The sequence below is a fragment of the Arthrobacter sp. StoSoilB13 genome (assembly GCF_019977255.1).
In the GTDB taxonomy this organism is placed as follows: Bacteria; Actinomycetota; Actinomycetes; order Actinomycetales; family Micrococcaceae; genus Arthrobacter.
Genome location: NZ_AP024648.1, coordinates 869,468 through 887,886, shown reverse-complemented (window position 1 = coordinate 887,886; position 18,419 = coordinate 869,468). Strand labels below are relative to the sequence as shown.

At 63.5% G+C, this 18,419-nt stretch carries 13 protein-coding genes, 3 pseudogenes and 1 riboswitch; of the genes and pseudogenes, 7 read left to right on the top strand and 9 right to left on the bottom strand.

Annotated features, from left to right (window positions below; translation table 11 throughout):
- Nucleotides 1-14: 14 nt before the first annotated feature.
- From LDP01_RS16400 to glyA, 6 genes and pseudogenes are all read right to left on the bottom strand, one after another.
- Nucleotides 15-944: an ABC transporter ATP-binding protein gene (locus LDP01_RS16400; protein ID WP_224093888.1), complete on the bottom strand. Its 930-nt coding sequence runs from the start codon at nt 942-944 to the stop codon at nt 15-17.
- Between the two features lie 149 nt (nt 945-1,093).
- Nucleotides 1,094-1,408 carry an SHOCT domain-containing protein gene (locus LDP01_RS16395; protein WP_224091519.1) on the bottom strand — a complete coding sequence of 105 codons (315 nt, stop codon included), beginning with the start codon at nt 1,406-1,408 and terminating at the stop codon, nt 1,094-1,096.
- A 150-nt stretch (nt 1,409-1,558) separates the two neighbouring features.
- A pseudogene (locus LDP01_RS16390) lies at nt 1,559-2,225 on the bottom strand (response regulator transcription factor).
- Entirely contained in the window at nt 2,222-3,370 is a 1,149-nt protein-coding gene (locus tag LDP01_RS16385) for a sensor histidine kinase (RefSeq protein ID WP_224091518.1), read from the bottom strand. The pseudogene LDP01_RS16390 and the gene LDP01_RS16385 overlap by 4 nt, the downstream one beginning before the upstream one ends.
- A 104-nt stretch (nt 3,371-3,474) precedes the next feature.
- Nucleotides 3,475-4,369 (bottom strand): annotated as a pseudogene (locus LDP01_RS16380) (bifunctional methylenetetrahydrofolate dehydrogenase/methenyltetrahydrofolate cyclohydrolase).
- Nucleotides 4,370-4,528: 159 nt separating this feature from the next.
- A complete protein-coding gene (glyA, locus tag LDP01_RS16375; protein ID WP_224091517.1) occupies nt 4,529-5,824 on the bottom strand; it encodes a serine hydroxymethyltransferase in 1,296 nt (431 codons plus the stop codon).
- A gap of 114 nt (nt 5,825-5,938) precedes the next feature.
- A riboswitch (ZMP/ZTP riboswitch) is annotated at nt 5,939-6,024 on the bottom strand.
- A gap of 35 nt (nt 6,025-6,059) precedes the next feature.
- Here glyA and purU point away from each other — a divergent pair.
- The 3 genes from purU (at nt 6,060) to LDP01_RS16360 (ending at nt 8,198) form a co-directional block, all read left to right on the top strand.
- Nucleotides 6,060-6,920 carry a formyltetrahydrofolate deformylase gene (purU, locus tag LDP01_RS16370; RefSeq protein ID WP_224091515.1) on the top strand — a complete coding sequence of 287 codons (861 nt, stop codon included), beginning with the start codon at nt 6,060-6,062 and terminating at the stop codon, nt 6,918-6,920.
- 21 nt (nt 6,921-6,941) lie between these two features.
- Nucleotides 6,942-7,607, top strand: a complete 666-nt coding sequence (locus tag LDP01_RS16365; protein ID WP_224091512.1) for a class I SAM-dependent methyltransferase — start codon at nt 6,942-6,944, stop codon at nt 7,605-7,607.
- Between the two features lie 72 nt (nt 7,608-7,679).
- Complete coding sequence (locus LDP01_RS16360) at nt 7,680-8,198, top strand: gamma carbonic anhydrase family protein (protein WP_224091511.1); 519 nt, start codon at nt 7,680-7,682, stop codon at nt 8,196-8,198.
- 85 nt (nt 8,199-8,283) lie between these two features.
- Here the strand turns inward: LDP01_RS16360 and LDP01_RS16355 are convergent, their stop codons facing one another.
- Together LDP01_RS16355 and LDP01_RS16350 are read right to left on the bottom strand one after the other, a co-directional pair.
- Complete coding sequence (locus LDP01_RS16355; RefSeq protein ID WP_224091509.1) at nt 8,284-9,990, bottom strand: flavin monoamine oxidase family protein; 1,707 nt, start codon at nt 9,988-9,990, stop codon at nt 8,284-8,286.
- Complete coding sequence (locus LDP01_RS16350; RefSeq protein ID WP_224093887.1) at nt 9,990-11,471, bottom strand: amino acid permease; 1,482 nt, start codon at nt 11,469-11,471, stop codon at nt 9,990-9,992. Before LDP01_RS16350 ends, LDP01_RS16355 begins: the two co-directional genes overlap by 1 nt.
- Before the next feature lie 140 nt (nt 11,472-11,611).
- Between LDP01_RS16350 and alr the strand changes: the two genes are divergently transcribed.
- The gene (alr, locus tag LDP01_RS16345; protein ID WP_224091506.1) at nt 11,612-12,862 is read left to right on the top strand and encodes an alanine racemase; all 1,251 of its coding nucleotides are present in this window, start codon (nt 11,612-11,614) and stop codon (nt 12,860-12,862) included.
- Nucleotides 12,852-14,477: a PucR family transcriptional regulator gene (locus LDP01_RS16340; RefSeq protein ID WP_224091503.1), complete on the top strand. Its 1,626-nt coding sequence runs from the start codon at nt 12,852-12,854 to the stop codon at nt 14,475-14,477. Before alr ends, LDP01_RS16340 begins: the two co-directional genes overlap by 11 nt.
- Here LDP01_RS16340 and LDP01_RS16335 read toward each other — a convergent pair.
- Nucleotides 14,474-15,280, bottom strand: a complete 807-nt coding sequence (locus tag LDP01_RS16335; RefSeq protein WP_224091502.1) for a carbon-nitrogen hydrolase family protein — start codon at nt 15,278-15,280, stop codon at nt 14,474-14,476. The two genes, LDP01_RS16340 and LDP01_RS16335, sit on opposite strands and share 4 nt — an antisense overlap.
- Before the next feature lie 254 nt (nt 15,281-15,534).
- Here LDP01_RS16335 and LDP01_RS16330 point away from each other — a divergent pair.
- Together LDP01_RS16330 and mmsA are read left to right on the top strand one after the other, a co-directional pair.
- Nucleotides 15,535-16,727: pseudogene (locus tag LDP01_RS16330) on the top strand (ROK family transcriptional regulator).
- Nucleotides 16,728-16,856: 129 nt separating this feature from the next.
- The gene (gene mmsA, locus LDP01_RS16325; protein ID WP_224091501.1) at nt 16,857-18,413 is read left to right on the top strand and encodes a multiple monosaccharide ABC transporter ATP-binding protein; all 1,557 of its coding nucleotides are present in this window, start codon (nt 16,857-16,859) and stop codon (nt 18,411-18,413) included.
- Nucleotides 18,414-18,419 lie beyond the last annotated feature (6 nt).

Here is an 18,419-nt window from a genome sequence, read left to right as displayed (position 1 = left end):
GTCCCAACGGATCCTTAATCAACGAGGCTCCTGCCCGTGAGCCGGAGGAACACGTCCTCCAGGGAGGAACGGCGCACCAGGGACGTCATCGGGCGCAGCCCCCGCGCCGAAACCTGCTCCAGTGCGGCCTCGCCGTCGTGCGCGTAGATGAGCACCCGGTCAGGAAGTGTCTCCAGCCGCTCGCCGATGCCCTGAAGTTCGACGCCGATACGCGAGTTCCGCTCGGATCCGAACCTCAATTCAAGTACTTCGCGGGAGGAGTGCTCGCGGATCAAGCTGGCCGGCGATCCCTCGGCCATGATCTTGCCCTTGTCCACCACGATCAGGCGGTCGCAGAGTTGCTCTGCCTCGTCCATGTAGTGGGTGGTCAGGATCAGTGTGACGCCGTTTTCCTTGAGCCGGAACAGGCGGTCCCAGAGGATGTGCCGGGCTTGCGGGTCAAGGCCCGTGGTGGGCTCGTCCAGGAGCAGGATGCGGGGTTCGTTGATGAGCGACCGCGCGATGGTGAGCCGCCGTTTCATGCCACCGGACAGCGCATCCACTTTGGAGTTGGCCTTGTCCGTGAGCTGCGCGAATTCCAGGAGCTCGTCCGCTTTGGGCCGCAGGTAGCTCAGCGGCAGGCCGAAGTAACGGCCGTAGACGATCAGGTTCTCGCGAACCTTCAGTTCTTCGTCAAGGTTGTCCTGCTGCGGAACGACGCCCAGGTGTGCCCTGACTTCGGGGCCATGGGATTCCGGGTCCAGGCCCATGATGTTCAGCGTTCCTGAAGTGCGCTGCGAGACGCCGCCGATCATTTTCATGGTGGTGGATTTGCCTGCACCGTTGGGGCCGAGCAGCCCAAAGGACTCTCCCGCCGGAACATCGAAGGAGATGTTGTCCACGGCTGTGAGCTCGCCATAGGTTTTGGTGAGGTTCCGCGCGCTGATGACGGTGGGTGGGTTCATGTCGAAGCTGGTTTGCCACGATTCGGAGTGTGTTGCAGAGCCGGTTGCTTCATTGTGCACCCTCAGCAGACTAGTAGCGCCAACGAATATGTGAAAGGGCTCTTGCAGATATTTTTGCAAGAGCCCTCTCATTTTCGCTTTCGTCCAGGTCAGGACGGTGGCTGCGAGCGCAATACCTCCAGCCGCTGCCTGAACTCGGTCTCATCAATTTCGCCCCGTGCATAGCGTTCGCGCAGCACGCCCTCGGCACCCTGGGTAGCTACCCAGTGATGGTTGCGGCGCCAAGCCCTCCGGCCGACGAAAATGAACAGGAAGATCACGAGGATCCAGAACAGCGGGAACAGCAGGAAGAACGGCCAGTACGTACCGTCTCCCCAGGGACCATGCGCGACGACGGTGGCCGGCAACTGTGCCAGCGCTCCCGTGGTGGTCTCCCCGACGATTGAAGCCAATGCGGTGAACATGTCAGTGATCCAAACTCTCTCCGCCGTTTCCCGGCGCGAACCGTCTTTCGGCTCTGGTTCGAGTCTGCCCGCGGACGGCCGGCGGGACGTCCGCCGTCGGGAGTCACTTGGAAGCGGCCGGCTACTCCGTGTGGAGTGGCCGTGCGGCGGTCAGCTGCTCCACCCTGGCCGGACCAGGCCCGATTCGTAAGCGAGCACCACCAGTTGCGAGCGGTCCCTCACCATCAGCTTGGTCATGATGCGCGAAACGTGGGTCTTCGCGGTCAGCGGGGTGATGAACAGGCGTTCGGCGATCTCTGCATTGTTAAGGCCCTCCCCCACCAATGCCAGGACTTCGCGTTCGCGTTCTGTCACCTGCTCGAGGGGAATGACTTTTCCTGCCGCCCGGCTCTGCGATGCCATCTGTGCCATGATCCGCCGGGTGACCGAGGGCGAGAGGAGCGCATCGCCGTCGTGCACGACCCGGACGGCACGGATGAGCTCTGCAGGTTCGGTGTCCTTCACCAGGAAGCCGGCTGCGCCGGCGCGGACGGCCTCGGCGATGTACTCGTCGAGCTCGAAGGTTGTCAGGATGATGATGCGTGTCCCGGACAGGGTTGGGTCCGCAAGAATCCTGCGGGTGGCGGTGAGGGCCGTCGTCGTCCGGCATCCGGATGTCCATGAGGATGACGTCCGGTTTGTCGCGCGCCGCCAGCCTCACTGCCTCCCTTCCGGTGCCGGCCTCGGCCACTACTTCCATGTCCGGTTCAGCGTCCAGGAGGGCACGGAAGCCTGCCCGGATAAGGGTTTGGTCGTCGGCGAGGAGGATGCGGATCATGGGCGGTTTCCTTCTGCCTGCTCTGTTGTGGGCAGCAGCGCCTCTACGCGGAGCCCGGGCCGGAGTTCGTGTAGCGTGAGCGTCCCGCCCAAGCCGACCGCCCTCTCGCGCATCCCCGTGAGGCCGTTGCCCGGGAGCGCCCCGCCTATGCCCGCGCCGTCGTCGTCTATCCGGACAGTCAGCAGCCCCTCACCGCTGGAGAGGCTCACGACGGCGGTTTGGGCGCCCGAGTGCCTGCCGACGTTGGTCAAGGCCTCCTGGATGATCCGGTAGGCGGCTTCCTGCTGCGCCGGGCCGACGAGCTCATGGTTCGAGTGGTCCTCAAAGTGCATCTGCAAGCCACCCAGCTCCGCGTTCTTCACAAGTTCGGGGATCCTGGCAAGCGTAGGGCGGGCCGCAGGGGCAAGCGGCACGTCCTCCCGCAACACGCCCAGGAGTTGCCGGACTTCGGTGAGGGATTCCTTGCTGGCTGCTTTGATGGCTTCCAGTGCAGGCCGAAGCTTCTGGGGATCATCCGAGCCCACGTGCAACGCCACGGATGCCTGCACGTTGATCATGGACAACGAATGAGCCACGACATCATGGATATCGCGGGCGAGTGTGAGCCGGTACTCATCGCGTTCGGCCTTCCGGGCGGCCTCCCGGCGACGTCGGTATTCCGCGAACCGTTCGCTGCGGCGTCGGAATCCCTGTCCTATCAGCACCAAAATGGCGGCCCATGCCACCCCTGCTGAAGCGCGGAGGGGCCAGTTGGAATCGCCGCTGAGTGCTGCCGCGAACACCACTGCGGCAGCAGCGGTTCCGGCCCCCACCCAGGCCTGCCACCGCAAACCCGCCGATGATGTGAGAACTATGGCCAACGCCAGTGAGAGCGGAATCGGACCCCAGGCATAGCCAAGGCCAACATAGGCACCCGTGGCCACGAGGGCGACGGGAAGCATAACCACAGGCGCCCGCCTCCGGAACGCCAGTCCAGCAGGCCCGGCCAGTAGCAACAGGATCGCTAGCGCGTCCAACGGCCGTGGGGCGTCCTGATGGCTCGCGGAAAAAAGCGTCCCCGCCACCTGGATGAGCGCCACCGTGATGACGATGAAGCTCGTGGGTGGGCCTGCAAAACGGCGGCCACCAGGGAAACGGGGTTGCATACACCGAGCCTAGCTTTGCTCCGGGTGTTCGTCGTCGGGTTAACGGAGCAGGGCGCCTACTCCCGGAGGAGTAGGCGCCCTGCGTTTTCGACTGCTGGTACGCCTCAGGCGATGCCAGCTGCGCGCTCGGCGCTCTCCACGACGTTGGCGAGCAGCATGGCGCGGGTCATCGGACCCACGCCGCCCGGGTTCGGGGACAACCAGGCGGCGACGTCGGCAGCTGCGGGGTCCACGTCTCCGGTGACCACAGCCTTGCCGTTGGCGTCCTCTACGCGGCTGACGCCGACGTCGAGCACGATTGCGCCCGGCTTGAGGTCTTCAGCCTTGATCATGTGCGGCACGCCTGCAGCGGCAATCACGACGTCGGCCCTGCTTGAGTTCCGCAGGCAGGTCAACGGTTCCCGTGTGTGCAAGGATGACCGTGGCGTTGACTTCCCTGCGGGTGAGCAGGAGGCCAATGGGGCGGCCGATAGTGACGCCGCGGCCCACTACCAGGACGCGCTTGCCGTTGAGATCAATTCCGTGCCGGCGCATCAGTTCCACGCAGCCCTTGGGTGTGCAGGGAAGCGGGGACTTCATTTCGCCACTGACGTTGGCCACCAGGCGGCCAAGGTTCATGGGGTGCAGGCCATCGGCGTCCTTGTTCGGATCCATGGCTTCCAGGATGACGTCCTGGTCAATGTGCTTGGGCAGCGGCAACTGAACGATGTAGCCCGTGCATTCCGGGTTTTCGTTGAGTTCGCGGACAACCTTCAGGAGGTCTTCCTGGGTGATGTCCTCGGGCAGGTCACGGCGGATGGACTGGATGCCCACCTCGGCGCAGTCCTTGTGCTTGCCGCCGACGTACCAGGTGCTGCCCGGGTCCGAACCCACCAGGATGGTGCCCAGGCCTGGGACGATGCCTTTTGCTGCGAGGACGGAAACGCGTTCGGTCAGTTCGGCCTTGATGGCTGCGGCGGTGGCCTTGCCGTCAAGGATCTGTGCTGTGGACTGTGTCATTCCATCTGCTCTTTCTGGTGGGTGACCTATTTTCGAAAGCCTTCGAGCAGGCTCATGCCAACGGGACCCGCCGCCGAGGGTGTGGCGGCGGATCCCGTTGGCTCCGGTTCAGTGCCCGGGTAATGCGTTTTCAGCGCTTGTTGTCGCGGGAACCGCTGTTTACCACTGCTCGTGCTGCGGGTACAGCGGGAAGTCGGCAGCCAGCTTGTCGACGCGTGCCTGGAGGGCTTCGACGTCCGTTGCGGAGCCGGACTTCAGCGCGGTGGCGATGATCTCGGCAACCTCGGTGAACTCGGTGGCACCGAATCCGCGGGTAGCCAGTGCAGGCGTACCGATGCGGAGGCCGGAGGTGACCATCGGCGGGCGGGGGTCGAACGGAACAGCGTTGCGGTTCACGGTGATGCCCACAGAGTGCAGGAGGTCTTCGGCCTGCTGGCCGTCCAGCTGCGAGTTACGCAGGTCAACCAGGACCAGGTGGACGTCGGTACCGCCGGTGAGGACCGAGACGCCGGCTTCGGCGACGTCGGACTGGTTCAGGCGGTCAGCGATGATCCTGGCACCCTCGAGGACACGCTCCTGGCGCTCTTTGAATTCTTCGCTGCCGGCGATCTTGAAGGCAACAGCCTTGGCGGCGATGACGTGCATGAGCGGGCCACCCTGCTGGCCCGGGAAGACGTTGGAGTTCAGCTTCTTGGCCCACTCCTGCTTGGCCAGGATCACACCGGAACGCGGACCTGCGAGGGTCTTGTGCACGGTGGAGGTGACGACGTCGGAGTGCGGGACCGGGCTCGGGTGCAGGCCTGCTGCAACCAGTCCGGCGAAGTGTGCCATGTCCGTCCACAGGAGTGCGCCAACTTCGTCGGCAATGGAGCGGAAGGCGGCGAAGTCGAGGTGGCGCGGGTAAGCGGACCAGCCGGCGATGATGACCTGCGGCTTTTCGGCGATGGCCTGCTCGCGCAGCTTGTCCATGTCGATGCGGAAGCTGTCTTCTTCAACCTGGTAAGCAGCTACGTTGTAGAGCTTGCCGGAGAAGTTCAGCTTCATGCCGTGGGTCAGGTGGCCACCGTGTGCCAGGGACAGGCCCAGGATCTTGTCGCCCGGGGTAATCATGGCGGACAGCGCCGCAGCGTTTGCCTGTGCACCGGAGTGCGGTTGGACGTTGGCGTACTCGGCACCGAACAGTTCCTTGACGCGGTCGATCGCCAGCTGCTCCGCGACGTCGACGTATTCACAGCCGCCGTAGTAGCGGCGGCCCGGGTAACCCTCGGCGTACTTGTTGGTCAGGACGGAGCCCTGCGCTTCCATGACGGCGCGGGGGGCGAAGTTTTCGGAGGCGATCATTTCCAGGGTGCCGCGCTGGCGGCCGAGTTCCTGGTCGAGGACTGCTGCGATCTCGGGATCGAGCTCAGCGAGCGACTGGTTGCTGACAGACGCGGAAGTGGTGGTGGTAGGCACGGAGATCTCCTGGCTAGGCAACGGTGGTGCTACAGGTCAGGCTACCGGCAGCAGCATTCCCGCGTCCCCTTGATTACGGAGGCATCGGTCACGTGCATGCAGCGGTAAGACATGACCCTCGGCCCAGGCGTACGATCCGTGGTCTTCGTGATTGCCGCTCCCTGGTGGTAGTCCACCCAACGCCAGTTGCGACCCGTTAACAGTACAACAAGGCAGCACAGGTAGGCTTATCCGCGTGACTGAATCCGCCTTGCCTGCTGCTTTTGTTGTAACACTCTCCTGCCCCGACCGCCCCGGCATCGTCCACGCGGTAGCTGGAGCCTTGCTTGAGGCGGGTTGCAACATCGCCGATTCCCAGCAGTACGGAAGCCCCAGCACCGGCAACTTCTTCATGCGCGTGGAGGCTACGACGTCGTCCTCCCAGGACGAGCTGGCCGCCGCACTGCGGCCGGTCGCTGAGTCCTTTGGCATGACCTGGCAGATCAACCCGGTAGGCCGGAAGGTCCGCACCATCATCCTGTGTTCCAAGGATGCGCACTGCCTGAACGATCTCCTGTTCCAGCAGCGCACGGGAACGCTGCCTATCGAGATTCCGGCGATTGTTTCAAACCACCGCGACCTTGAAGAGCTGGCCCAGTTCTACGGGATCCCGTTCCACCACATTCCGGTGACGCCTGAGACCAAGCCGCAGGCCGAGGCCGAATTCCTGAAACTGATTGCGGAGCACGACGTCGAACTCACCGTCCTGGCGCGTTACATGCAGGTTCTTTCCAACGAGCTCTGCACGGAGTTGAACGGCAAGGCAATCAACATCCACCACTCGTTCCTGCCTTCATTCAAGGGGGCCAAGCCCTACCACCAGGCCCACGCCCGCGGTGTTAAGATCATCGGCGCGACGGCCCACTACGTGACGGCGGACCTCGATGAGGGGCCGATCATCGAGCAGGAAGTCATCCGTGTGGACCACGCCCGCACTGCCGCCCAGTTCGTCCAGATGGGCCGCGACGTGGAGGGGCGCACCCTGGCCCAGGCAGTCCAGTGGCACGCTGAACACCGCGTGCTTTTGGATGGCACCCGGACCGTGGTGTTCAACTAGCGCCACTCCTAAGCTGGGGGTATGCATGGCGTCCCCGAAGCTGACCACGAAGCTGACCTCGCAGTTTTCTACGACCGCCAGGCGCCTGTCCGGAACACGCGCGCGTTGACACCGCATCGGGTCGAGTGCCGGGAATGGTTCACCCGCCTCCTGAAGGAGGAACACCGGCACTCCGTGTTCGAGCTGGGCTGCGGCACGGGTGTGGAAGGGCTGGAGTTCGTCCGTGCAGGCCTGCACTACACAGGCGTGGACCTCTCACCGGAAAGCGTTCATGTGGCCCGGGCGCATGGGCTGGATTGTTCAGTGGCCAGCGGACGCAGCCTGCCTTTTGTTGATGGCACGTTCTCCGCCGTTTGGACCATGAGCACCCTCCTGCATGTCCCCAACAGCAGGATTCACGACGTCGTCAGCGAACTTGTGCGGGTCAGCGCGGCTGGTGCGCCGATCGCCGTCGGGCTTTGGTCCGGTGAGGATGTGGAGGTCCTCAACCCTGAGGACCTCGAAGAACCCCGCCGTTTCTTCAGCCGCCGCAGCGACGACACCGTGCGCCGGATCTTCGGAGAGCACGGCTCGATTGAGCATTTCAGGACTTGGCCGGAGGGCATCGGTGTCGAGTCCGGGCCGGGAGCGGGCAACTGGACGCAGCACTACCAATTCCTGGTCCTGCGCACCCCCTCACCCAACTAGGTCGCATTTGTGCGCGTTTTGAGCGCTCATAACGCGCTCTGCTGCTACCCAGTTGGGAACTAAGCTGGCTCCATGGCTCCCTCTTACACTTTCGCCGGGGACACCCCGGCCATCCATGAATCCGCCTTCGTGGCACCCACCGCATCGATCATCGGCAAGGCCACGCTGGCAGAGGACTCCAGCGCCTTTTATGGTGTGTCCGTGCGCGCAGATACGGCTGCCATTAGCGTCGGTGCCGGATCGAACCTGCAGGACAACGTGGTCCTGCACGCCGATCCCGGTTTCCCCTGCACGGTTGGCGAGCGCGTCTCCATCGGGCATAGCGCAGTGGTCCACGGCTGCACTGTGGAGGACGACTGCCTCATCGGCATGAGTGCCACCATCCTGAACGGCGCAGTGATCGGCACGGGCTCGCTCATCGCAGCCGGCGCCGTGGTCCTGGAAGGCACAGTCATCCCGCCGCGATCACTCGTGGCCGGGGTTCCCGCCAAGGTACGCCGCGAATTGACCGACGAAGAGTTTGAGGGCGTCAAGCACAACGCCGCCCATTACAAGGATCTCGCTGCGGCGCACCGGGACATGCACGCTTAGGCGCGAATGCGGGGGCCTGCCCTGTGCCCTAACCCGGGGTTTGGGACGCAGGGCAGGCCCCGCAACGCATCTGGTCGAGGGAAATTCAGTCCAGGCTGATGGGGCCGAACTCGTCCAGCAGGTCGCCCGGGCCCGGGTTGCCGGCAACGGACGATCCGCCCAGGTGGTTCACCACACCCCACACGGCGTTGAGGCCTGTGGTCACGGCGCCTTCGGCCCAGCCTGCGGTGAAGGAGACATCGTCACCGGCCAGGAAGATGCCGCGCTGGCTCTCCGGCAGTTGATCCTGCTTGAAGTGCGTGAAGAGCCGCTGCTGGTACCTGTAGTGGCCCGGCAGGTTGGCTTTGAAGGCACCCATGAAGTTGGGGTCCGCTTCCCACGAGACAGTGATCGGCTGCCCCACAATGTGGCTGGCGATGTCCACGCCGGGGTAGATCTGCTCCAACGAATGCAGCATGAGCTTGACGCGCTCTTCGGCAGTGAGCGCAAGCCATTTCAGCGCGTCATCGTTCCATGTGTAGGACAGGAGGATGACCGCGGGCTTGTCAGGGCCGTCGTCGAGCAAGTATGTGGCCCGGTTGAGGCGGTCGGTGAGCGTCATGGACAGGACTTCGCGGCCGGTTTCGGGATCGATGTCCTTCCAGAACGGCCGGTCCACCATCACAAACGTCTTCGAGGACTGCATGTAGTGCGAGCGCTCGATCGCGGTCCACAGCTCGGCCGGGAACAAAGCCTCCTCGGTGTGGATGCGAGTGGACAGCAACCACGACTGGCAAGTGGTTACCACCGCCTGGTAGGTGGCTTCGCGTCCCCAGTTTTCGCGGACCACCAGGTCACCGTTGTCTGCCCGGCGGATGTTGTCCACGGCTCCCCGCGGGGAGCCGGAGTGCAGCGACGACAGTGACGTGCCGGCCGGCCAGTATTTAAGGTCCGACGGCGCGTGGTTCCACAGTGCCTCGGGGAGCCTTTGCGCTCCTCCCGAGATGAGCCGGTGCTGGTCGTCTGCGTCGGTGTAGACAACCCGGAGGATCTCCAGGATGGAGTTGGGGAAATCGGTGTCCCAACCGCCGGTTCCGAATCCCACCTGGCCGAAAGCTTCGCGGTGGGCGAAGCCGGCTTCCTTGAAGGACTTGCTGGCTGCGATGAATCCGTAGAACGTCTGCTCGTCCAGTTCGGGCAGGAGTGCGTTCCAGAGTTCCTTGATCCGCTTGGTATCGCGGGCCTTGATGGCTTCCTGCATTTCAGCGAATACAGCGCCATCGTTGACTGCGGCCTTCCAGGCATCGGCCACTTCCTGGAAAAATTCCGGCAGCTCATCTGCTGTGGTGGCGTAGTGCTTTTTGCCCGCAAGTTCGATCACGGTGCTGGACGTCGCCGGGGCCATCGGGTTGGGGAAGTCCTGTGTTTCCAGGCCAAGAAGGTCCACGTAGTGGTAGAAGGCTTTGCCGGAGACCGGGAAACGCATGCCACCAAGATCGGCTACGACGCCGGGCGCAGCGGGGAAGCTTGCCGTGCGAAGACGGCCTCCGATCTGGTCTGCCTCGTAGATCACGGGCTTGAGGCCAAGTTTCATGAGCTCATAGGCGGTGACCAGCCCTGACAGGCCGGCGCCGATGACGGCTACTTCCGTGCCATAGAGCTCCTCGGGAATGCTTCCGAGTCCGTCCGGGTGTGCCAGGTAATGGTCATAGCTGAACGGGAAGTCCGGGTTCAGCATGGTGATGGGGGCTTCGCCTGCCTCCTTTGCGGAAGCGGCAACGTCGGCTGTGGGAAGTTCGGTAGCGATGGTCATCAGTTTGCGGCTTTCACAGGTTCCGGGCTCGCGGCCCTGGTGGTCAGTTCACGGTAGTCCTGTTCGCTGAGCGCGGCTACCTTGGAGTTCCGGCGTCCATAGCCGAAGTAGATGGCGATGCCCACCAGCATCCAAACACCGAACGTGATCCAGGTGTCTGCGCCGAGGTTGAGCATCAGGAAGGCACACATCAGCGTGCCCAGGATTGGGGTGATCGGGTACAGCGGGACCCGGAAGCTCCGGTCAAGGTCCGGACGGTTGCGCCGGAGATAGATCACGGCGACATTGACCAGTGCGAAGGCGAACAGCGTGCCGATGCTGGTTGCGTCGGCCAGGGCACCCAGCGGGACCAAGCCAGCGGTGAGTGCGACGGCGGTTCCCACTATCAGGGTCCCGGCGACTGGTGTTCCGGTGCGGCGGGAGACGCGGCCGAAGACTTTGGGCACCATGCCATCGCGGGACATTGAGAGCAGGATGCGGGTCTGGCCGTAGAGGACTGTCAGCACGATGCTGGCGATGGCAAGCACTGCACCGGCAGAGAAGACCAAAGCGATCCACGGCTGGCCGGTGATCTCGTGCAGGATCTGGACCAGGGCAGCTTCCGTGCCATCGAACCAGCCCCACGGACGGGCACCGATCGCGGCTACGGACACCAGGACGTAGATGCTGGTGACAATCACCATGGAGAGCATGATGGCACGTGGCAGGTCCCGCTTGGGGTTCCTGGCTTCCTCGCCGGCGGTGGAGGCGGCGTCGAATCCGATGTAGGAGAAGAAGACGCTTGATGCTGCGGCAGAGACACCGGCTGCACCCATCGGCATGAGGGGCTCGAAGTTTCCGGCATTGAAGGCGGTGAAAGCGACGGCGCAGAAGAAGATCAGGATGCCTACTTTGATGATGACGATCGCCGTGTTGATCCAGGCACTTTCACGGGCGCCCCGGACCAGCAGGATCATGGCAAGAACCACGATCACCATGGCGGGCACATTTACCAGGCCACCATCGCCCGGCGGTTGGCTCATGGCATCGGGCAGGACCTGCCCAAACGCCGCCAGTGTCTCGTTGACGTACTGGCCGGCGCCCACGGCAACAGCGGCCACGGACACGGCGTATTCCAGTACCAGGCACCAACCGCAGATCCACGCCATGCCTTCACCCATCGTGGCGTAGGAGTAGGAGTAACTGGAACCTGCCACCGGGACGAGCCCTGCCATTTCGGCGTAGGACACTGCGGAGAAGAGCGCAGCCAAACCAGCGATCACGAAGGAGATCCAGATGGCCGGGCCGGCCAGCGGCACGGACTCGCCAAGGATCACCAGGATGCCGGTGCCCAGCGTGGCACCGACGCTGATCATGGTCAGCTGCAGGACCCCGAAGCTGCGCACCAGCGGCGTGCCGCTTTCGCCGGTTCCGGCCTCGTTGACCATCTGCCCGATCGGCTTGCGGCGCAGGAGTTGGGCACCGAGGCTGGGCCTGGCCATGCTCGCCGCCGTTGAGTTTTGAGTGTTCACAGGCACAGTCACCCTTGACGTCCCTTCAAAGTAGTTTCGATTTCCCCTCCACAAGACTGGCATGTAAGCCACCTCACACGATGGTGCAAAATGACCTATAGTGTTCAACCATGAGACGTATTGCACAGTACCAAGAGGGCGATCCGCTGGCCCTCTCCGGGCAGGTCAGAGTGGACCTGTCCGCCATTTCAGACAACATCAAGGCCCTTAAGGACCGCACCAAGGCACCCTTCTTCATGGCCGTAGTGAAGGGCAACGCCTACGGGCATGGGCTCGTGGAAGTAGCCCGTACGGCCGTTGATTCCGGCGCCGACTGGCTGGGAACCGCGCAGCTCACCGAAGCCATCGCACTGCGCAAAGCCGGCATCACAGCACCGATCCTTTCGTGGTTGTATCTGGCATCCCAGACGAGCGACACCATCCTTGAAGCACTCGAAAACAACATCGACGTCTCCCTCGGAAGCGTCCACCAACTCCAGGTGCTGGCAGGCATCGCCGAACGCCTTGGCCGTCCCGCCGTCGTACATCTTGAACTGGACAGCGGGCTGAGCCGCGGCGGGGCGCGAAAGGAGGATTGGGCCGAACTTGTAGCCCATGCCCGGCAAGCGGAAGTGGACGGCACCGTTCTTGTCCGCGGCATTTGGACCCACTTGGCGTGGGCCGATGTGCCCGCCCATCCTGGGAATGCCAGCGCCGTTGCTGAGTTCGAAGACGCCGTCCGCGAGGCACGCGCTGCCGGACTGAAGCCTGAACTGAGGCACGTTTCCAGCTCAGCCAACATCCTGGACCGGCCGGAATTCCACTTCGACATGGTCCGTGCGGGACTGGCGATTTACGGCCTCGCCCCCGCAGACCACCTCAATCCGACCGACTTCGGATTACGGCCCGCCCTCAGCGTCACGGCCCCGCTGGTGATGGTCAAGAAGGTCCCCGCAGGCACTGGCGTCAGCTACGAGCACCAGGCCATCACCTATGAACCCCGCTACCTGGGGCTCATTCCGCTCGGCTATGCGGACGGCATCCCGAAAGGCATCAGTGGCCGCTCGGTGGTGAACATCGGGGGACGCAGTGTCCCGGTCATCGGCAAGGTCTGCATGGATCAATTCATGGTGGACCTCGGACCCGACGCGACCGGGATCGACGTCGGCGATATTGCGGTGTTGTTCGGTGACCCGGCCACCGGTGCGGCGAGCGCCGACGATTGGGGTGCGGCGATCGGCAGCCACGGGGATGAAATCATCAACAGGATCGCGCCGCGACTGCCGCGCGTATACGCCTCTTCTACCCAAGAAGACGACGCAGCCTACGAGTGCCCCGACTACCAGGAGCCGGCAGCCGCCGGGCAGGACAATGTTGCCTGAGCCCGCCACCGCCCGCCTGAGTTTCGTCACGCTGGAACAGTTCCTGGAGCAGCTGCCGCCCGAGTTGAAAATGCTTCACGACGGCGGCAGCGGCGCCTCGCTGCTGCGGTGGGTGGAACCGAGCGAGCTCGAGGATCCCACCCCTTACCTTCCAGAGGGCGAGTTCCTGCTGACCGCCGGGCTGCCTTTCCTTGGGGACGGCGGCTCGGCGGCCAGCGTGGACGCGTATGTTCGGCGACTTGTGGGGGCGAAGGTGGCCGCCCTCGGATTCGGCATCAGGCCCTATTTCGACGCCGTTCCGGACGTCCTCCTCGACGCCTGCCGCAGGCACAACCTCACCCTGTTTGAGGTCCCTGAGTCCGTGCCCTTCGCCGCGATCGGCCTGGAGTTCTCCCAGCTCCTGGAATCGGACAACGCCCGCGTATTCCGGCAATTGGCGGAAACCAACCGCCAACTCATGCGGGCAGTCCTCTCCCCCAGACCGGAGCATGAATTACTGGCAGCCCTCGTCCAGCGCGTGCCCGTGTGGGCCGTGCTGGTCGGGGCGGACGGACGCGTGCGGGCGCGCGGGCACAATGCCGGCGGCAGCCCCGGCGTCGAGCATTCCTTGTTGGCGCCGCTGCTGGAACGGTTGCTGACCGGCAGCGGACCGCGCGTGGAGATGGATGGTTTCGAACAGCCTGGGTCTGCCCTGGTGTTCGGTCATCCTCTGCGCAGTACAAAGGACGCGAACCTTGGGGCGCTGATTCTTGGCTCGGACGCTCCCCTGACGCCTGCGCAGAACAATGTGGTGCAGTCGGCGGTGGGTTTGCTGGAGTTGCTGGTCCGTCAACGAACCAGCGGGTCTCTTGCTCCGAGCCAGCTTGCCACGGCATTGCTCCTCCATCCGGACACCTTGTCCACCGGCGCTACCAAGCACGTCAACGGACTCAAAGACCTGCTGGCGCAAAGCCTTTCCTCGACGCGTTCGGGCCAGATGCGGGTAGTGCAGGGCATCAAGGCCGAATCCCCCGACTGGCCCGCCGGCGACGGCCCGGTCCGTGAGCTGCTGCAGTGGCGCAGGCTGTTCGATACCAAGCTCGTGGAAATAACCGACTACGGCTTCGCGGCCATCACCCGTTTGAAGGTGGATGACGCGCTGCTTGCCGACGTCGAAAAGCTTGGCTGGAGGCTGGCGATCGGCGAGCCCACCGAACTCACCGGGCTTGCGACTGCGTATCAGCGGGTAAGTTCACTGCGCGGGCGGGTGTTGTCCAGCGGAAAGAGTGTCCGCGTGGACGAAGTGCAGTGGTCTGTAACCGGTCTTCTGGGACGCGAGGCAGGGACCATGCTGGCCGAACGCCTCCTTGCCCCCGTGTTGTCCCTGGAACCTGACCGCCGGGACTCCCTTCTGTCAGTGCTGCGCGGCTGGCTCAGCGAAAACGGAAGCTGGGACGGTTCGGCCAAACTGCTGGGCCTGCACCGCAACAGCGTCCGCCGGCAAATAGGCGTCCTCGGTGAGCTGCTGGACAAGGACCTCAACCAGGCACAGGTCCGGGCAGAACTATGGATCGCGCTGCAGTACGCGGACGAGCTTGTTGCCGGGTTGACCGGGTCCGAGGGAGGCGCGGTTTAGGCTCCCGCCTCCCATTTCCGGTAGAGCTCAGGGCGTCGTTCGCGCAGATACGGGACTTCGTCGCGTGCGGCCTTCACAGTCTCTGTGCCCACTTCCGCGAACAGGAGCGCTGCCGACTCCCCGGCCGCCGCGAGCAGCGAGCCATCGGGGCCGGCAACGACGCTGCCGCCGAGGAAGTTGTAGATGTCCTCGTGCCCGCTGTGGTTGGCGTACGCAACGTTGAGCTGGCTCTCCACCGCGCGGGCACGGATGAGCACCTGCGGCACGTTGTCGAACCCCATTGACAACGCCGTGGGGACCAGCAGGAGTTCAGCCCCGCGGGTTGCCGCTGCCCGGACTGCCTCCGGGAACTCCACGTCGTAGCAAATTAGGATCGACGTGCGGATCCCGTTGAAATCCACGACGGCGGGAGGTGCTTGGGCGCCGACGAACGCCTTGCGCTCCTCCGCGCCAAAGAGGTGGACCTTGGCGTAATGGAGGAGTTCCTCGCCACTGCCGTCCACGAGGGTCGCGGTGATGTGCCAGGTGTTGTCCTCGGGAGATGGCGCCGGAAGGCTGTACACAAGTCCGATATTGTGCCGGCGGGCGATGCCAGCGAGGCGTTCGCGGATGCCGGGAAGTGTTGCCGGGTCCAACTCGGCGTGAAGCCGCAGCGGTGCGTAGCCCACGGGGAAGAGCTCCGGCGTCAGGAGCAACCCGGCCCCTGCCTGTGCGGCGCGCCGGGCGGCGTCGTCGATCGTGCGCAGGTTCGCCTCAACGTCCAGGACTGAAGCGTTGGCCTGCAGGACGGATAGCAGCATCATTACCACCTTTGTTGCACCGGGTACCGGACCGGTGAGGGCCGGAAGTCTTCGTTGTTTCCAGAGTAGGCCTGTGGTCTGACCGGTGGAGCGGGGCATTTAGACCCGGAGGCGGACGAAGCGGGACGCATTGCACGCAGACCAGGGCCCACAACGGGAGGGATGTGGGACTTCTTGCGTTGGAGTATGTCGGGGAAGCGTGACTGCTTGTGTTCACTTCTTGACTACAAGGTGGCTTTTGGGGCAATCTTCTTGTCATGCCCGCTACGCAGCGCTCAACGAAGAGCCAACCACGAAAACCCGGCTCGCAGTCCGCGCTCCGGCACTTGAACCAGCAACGGATTATCGAGTGCTTGTTGAGCGGGCCGTCTACGCAGGCCGAGCTTTCAAGGCAGACCGGGCTCTCCACTGCCACGGTGTCCAACATTGTGAAAATCATGCAGGACGCAGGCCTCGTTTCCACCGAGCCAACCACCAGCTCCGGACGCCGCGCGACCAACGTGAGGTTGAACAGCAATGGTGCGGTCGCCGTCGGAATCGACTTCGGCCGACGCCACCTGCGGGTGGTTCTGGCCTCCCTCGGATATCACGTCATCGCAGAGGATTTCATCGAACTTCCACTGGGCCACCATGCGGAGGAAGGTATAGCCGCAGCAGTCCGCTTACTGGGGAGATTGCTCACCGAAAATGGCATCGATCCAAGCGCTGTGGTGGGAGCCGGCGCGGGTATCCCTGGCCCGATCGACCGTAGGTCGGGGACCGTGGCGCAAGGTGCCATCCTGCCCGAATGGGTGGGGATCGATATCCTGCATAGGCTTGAGGAAGCCCTGAATTGTCCCGTATTTGTTGATAATGACGCCAATCTTGGCGCCCTCTCGGAGGTGACGTGGGGACCTCATAGCGGGGTGTCCAACCTGATGTTCCTCAAGATCGGATCCGGTATTGGTTCGGGCCTGATTCTGAACGGCGTGCCCTACTACGGGAACGTGGGCATCACGGGAGAAATCGGCCATGCGACCATCCACGAGCACGGGCTGATGTGCCGGTGCGGCAACCGCGGCTGCCTCGAAACCATCGCCTCCACCACCACCATGATCGAGCTGCTGGGCAGGGGCAAAGAGACATCGCTGACGCCCCAGGACATTGTCCGGAATTGCCTCGCTGGTGACTCCGCAACCCAACGCGTAGTGGATGATGCCGGCCTTGCCGTGGGGCGCGCCTTGGGCAACGTGGCCAACCTGATAAACCCTGAAGTGATCGTCGTCGGCGGGCCCCTGGCGGGCCTTGGCGACCTCCTTCTCAACCCCATCCGCAGGGGGCCCTTGTTCGTCACGCCGTACCCGTAGTGGGCGAAACAACGCACCTCGCAATGTCGTCCTTGGGAGCACGTGCCGAAGCGCTTGGCGCGGCTGCCTTGGTGTTCCAACAAGCTGGAATTACGGGTAGGTAACGAAATCGTTAGCTGGTTCTTGTGTTCAAGTCTTGACGACAAGATAGGTGATCCAGTTTACTTTTTCATCAGACAGCTCCGCCGTTTGGGGAGCGACAACGAAGTCATGCATTGGAGGCGTAAGGGCTGATGACAACCCCTGACACGCAAGACGAACCCATCCTCTTGGAGATGCGCTCGATCACGAAGGAATTCCCCGGCGTGAAGGCTTTGTCGAATGTGAGCCTGCGCGTAAAGGCCGGCGAAATCCACGCAATCTGTGGTGAAAACGGCGCCGGAAAATCCACGCTGATGAAGGTTCTTTCCGGGGTCTACCCCTACGGCAGCTACACGGGAGACATCGTGTACATGGCCGAAACGCAGCAATTCAAGGACATCCGCGCAAGCGAAGCCGCGGGCATCGTCATCATCCACCAGGAACTGGCGTTGATCCCGGAGCTTTCGATTACCGAGAACATCTTCCTGGGCAACGAGCCCAGCAAGTGGGGAATCATCGACTGGGCAGAAGCCCGGAAACGTTCCATTGAACTGCTGGCCAGGGTTGGCCTCCGTGAGGACCCGGACACCCCCATCAAGGAACTTGGCGTCGGCAAGCAGCAGCTGGTGGAAATCGCCAAGGCGCTGAACAAGTCCGTCCGCCTGCTGATCCTGGACGAGCCCACAGCGGCCCTGAACGAATCGGACTCCCAGCACCTGCTGGACCTGATCCTGGGCCTGAAGGGCAAGGGCATCACCTCGATCATCATTTCCCACAAGCTCAACGAGATCGAACAGATTGCCGACGAGATCACCATCATCCGTGATGGCAAGTCGATCGAGACACTGAACGTCAAGCGGGATGGCGTGGACGAGGACCGCATCATCAAAGGCATGGTGGGCCGGACGCTCGAGTCCCGTTTCCCGGACCATGAGCCCAAGATCGGCGAGATCTTCTTCGAGGTCAAGGACTGGACCGTCGGCCACCCGCAGATCCAGGACCGCCTGATCTGCAAGGGCTCCAACTTCTACGTACGCCGCGGTGAGATCGTGGGCTTCGCAGGACTCATGGGGGCCGGCCGCACAGAGCTTGCCCGCTCCCTGTTCGGGCACTCCTATGGCCGCTACATCAAGGGACAGGTTTACAAGGACGGCAAGCCGGTCAACCTCCGCAGCGTCCGGGCGGCCATCGACGCCGGCTTGGGCTACGTCACGGAAGACCGGAAGTCCCTGGGCCTGAACCTGCTGGATGACATCAAGACCACCACGGTAGCCGCGAACCTCCGGGCGATCAGCAAGTACACAGTGGTGGACGACCGCAAGGAGTTCTCGGTGGCAGAGGAGTACCGAAAATCCCTGCGCACCAAGACCCCGTCCGTGGAGGAAGGCGTCGCCAAGCTCTCCGGCGGAAACCAGCAGAAAGTGGTGCTGGCCAAATGGATGTTCACCGATCCGGATCTCCTGATTCTTGACGAACCCACGCGGGGAATCGACGTCGGCGCCAAGTATGAGATTTACGGCATCATCCAGCGGCTGGCGAACCAGGGCAAGGGAGTGATTGTCATTTCCTCGGAGCTTCCTGAGCTCCTGGGCCTGTCCGATCGCATTTACACCATTTTTGAAGGCGCCATCACCGGTGTCCTGGACAAGAACGAAGCGAGCCAGGAAAGCCTGATGAAACTCATGACCTCCGCCCGCAAGACGGCCTGACCGTTG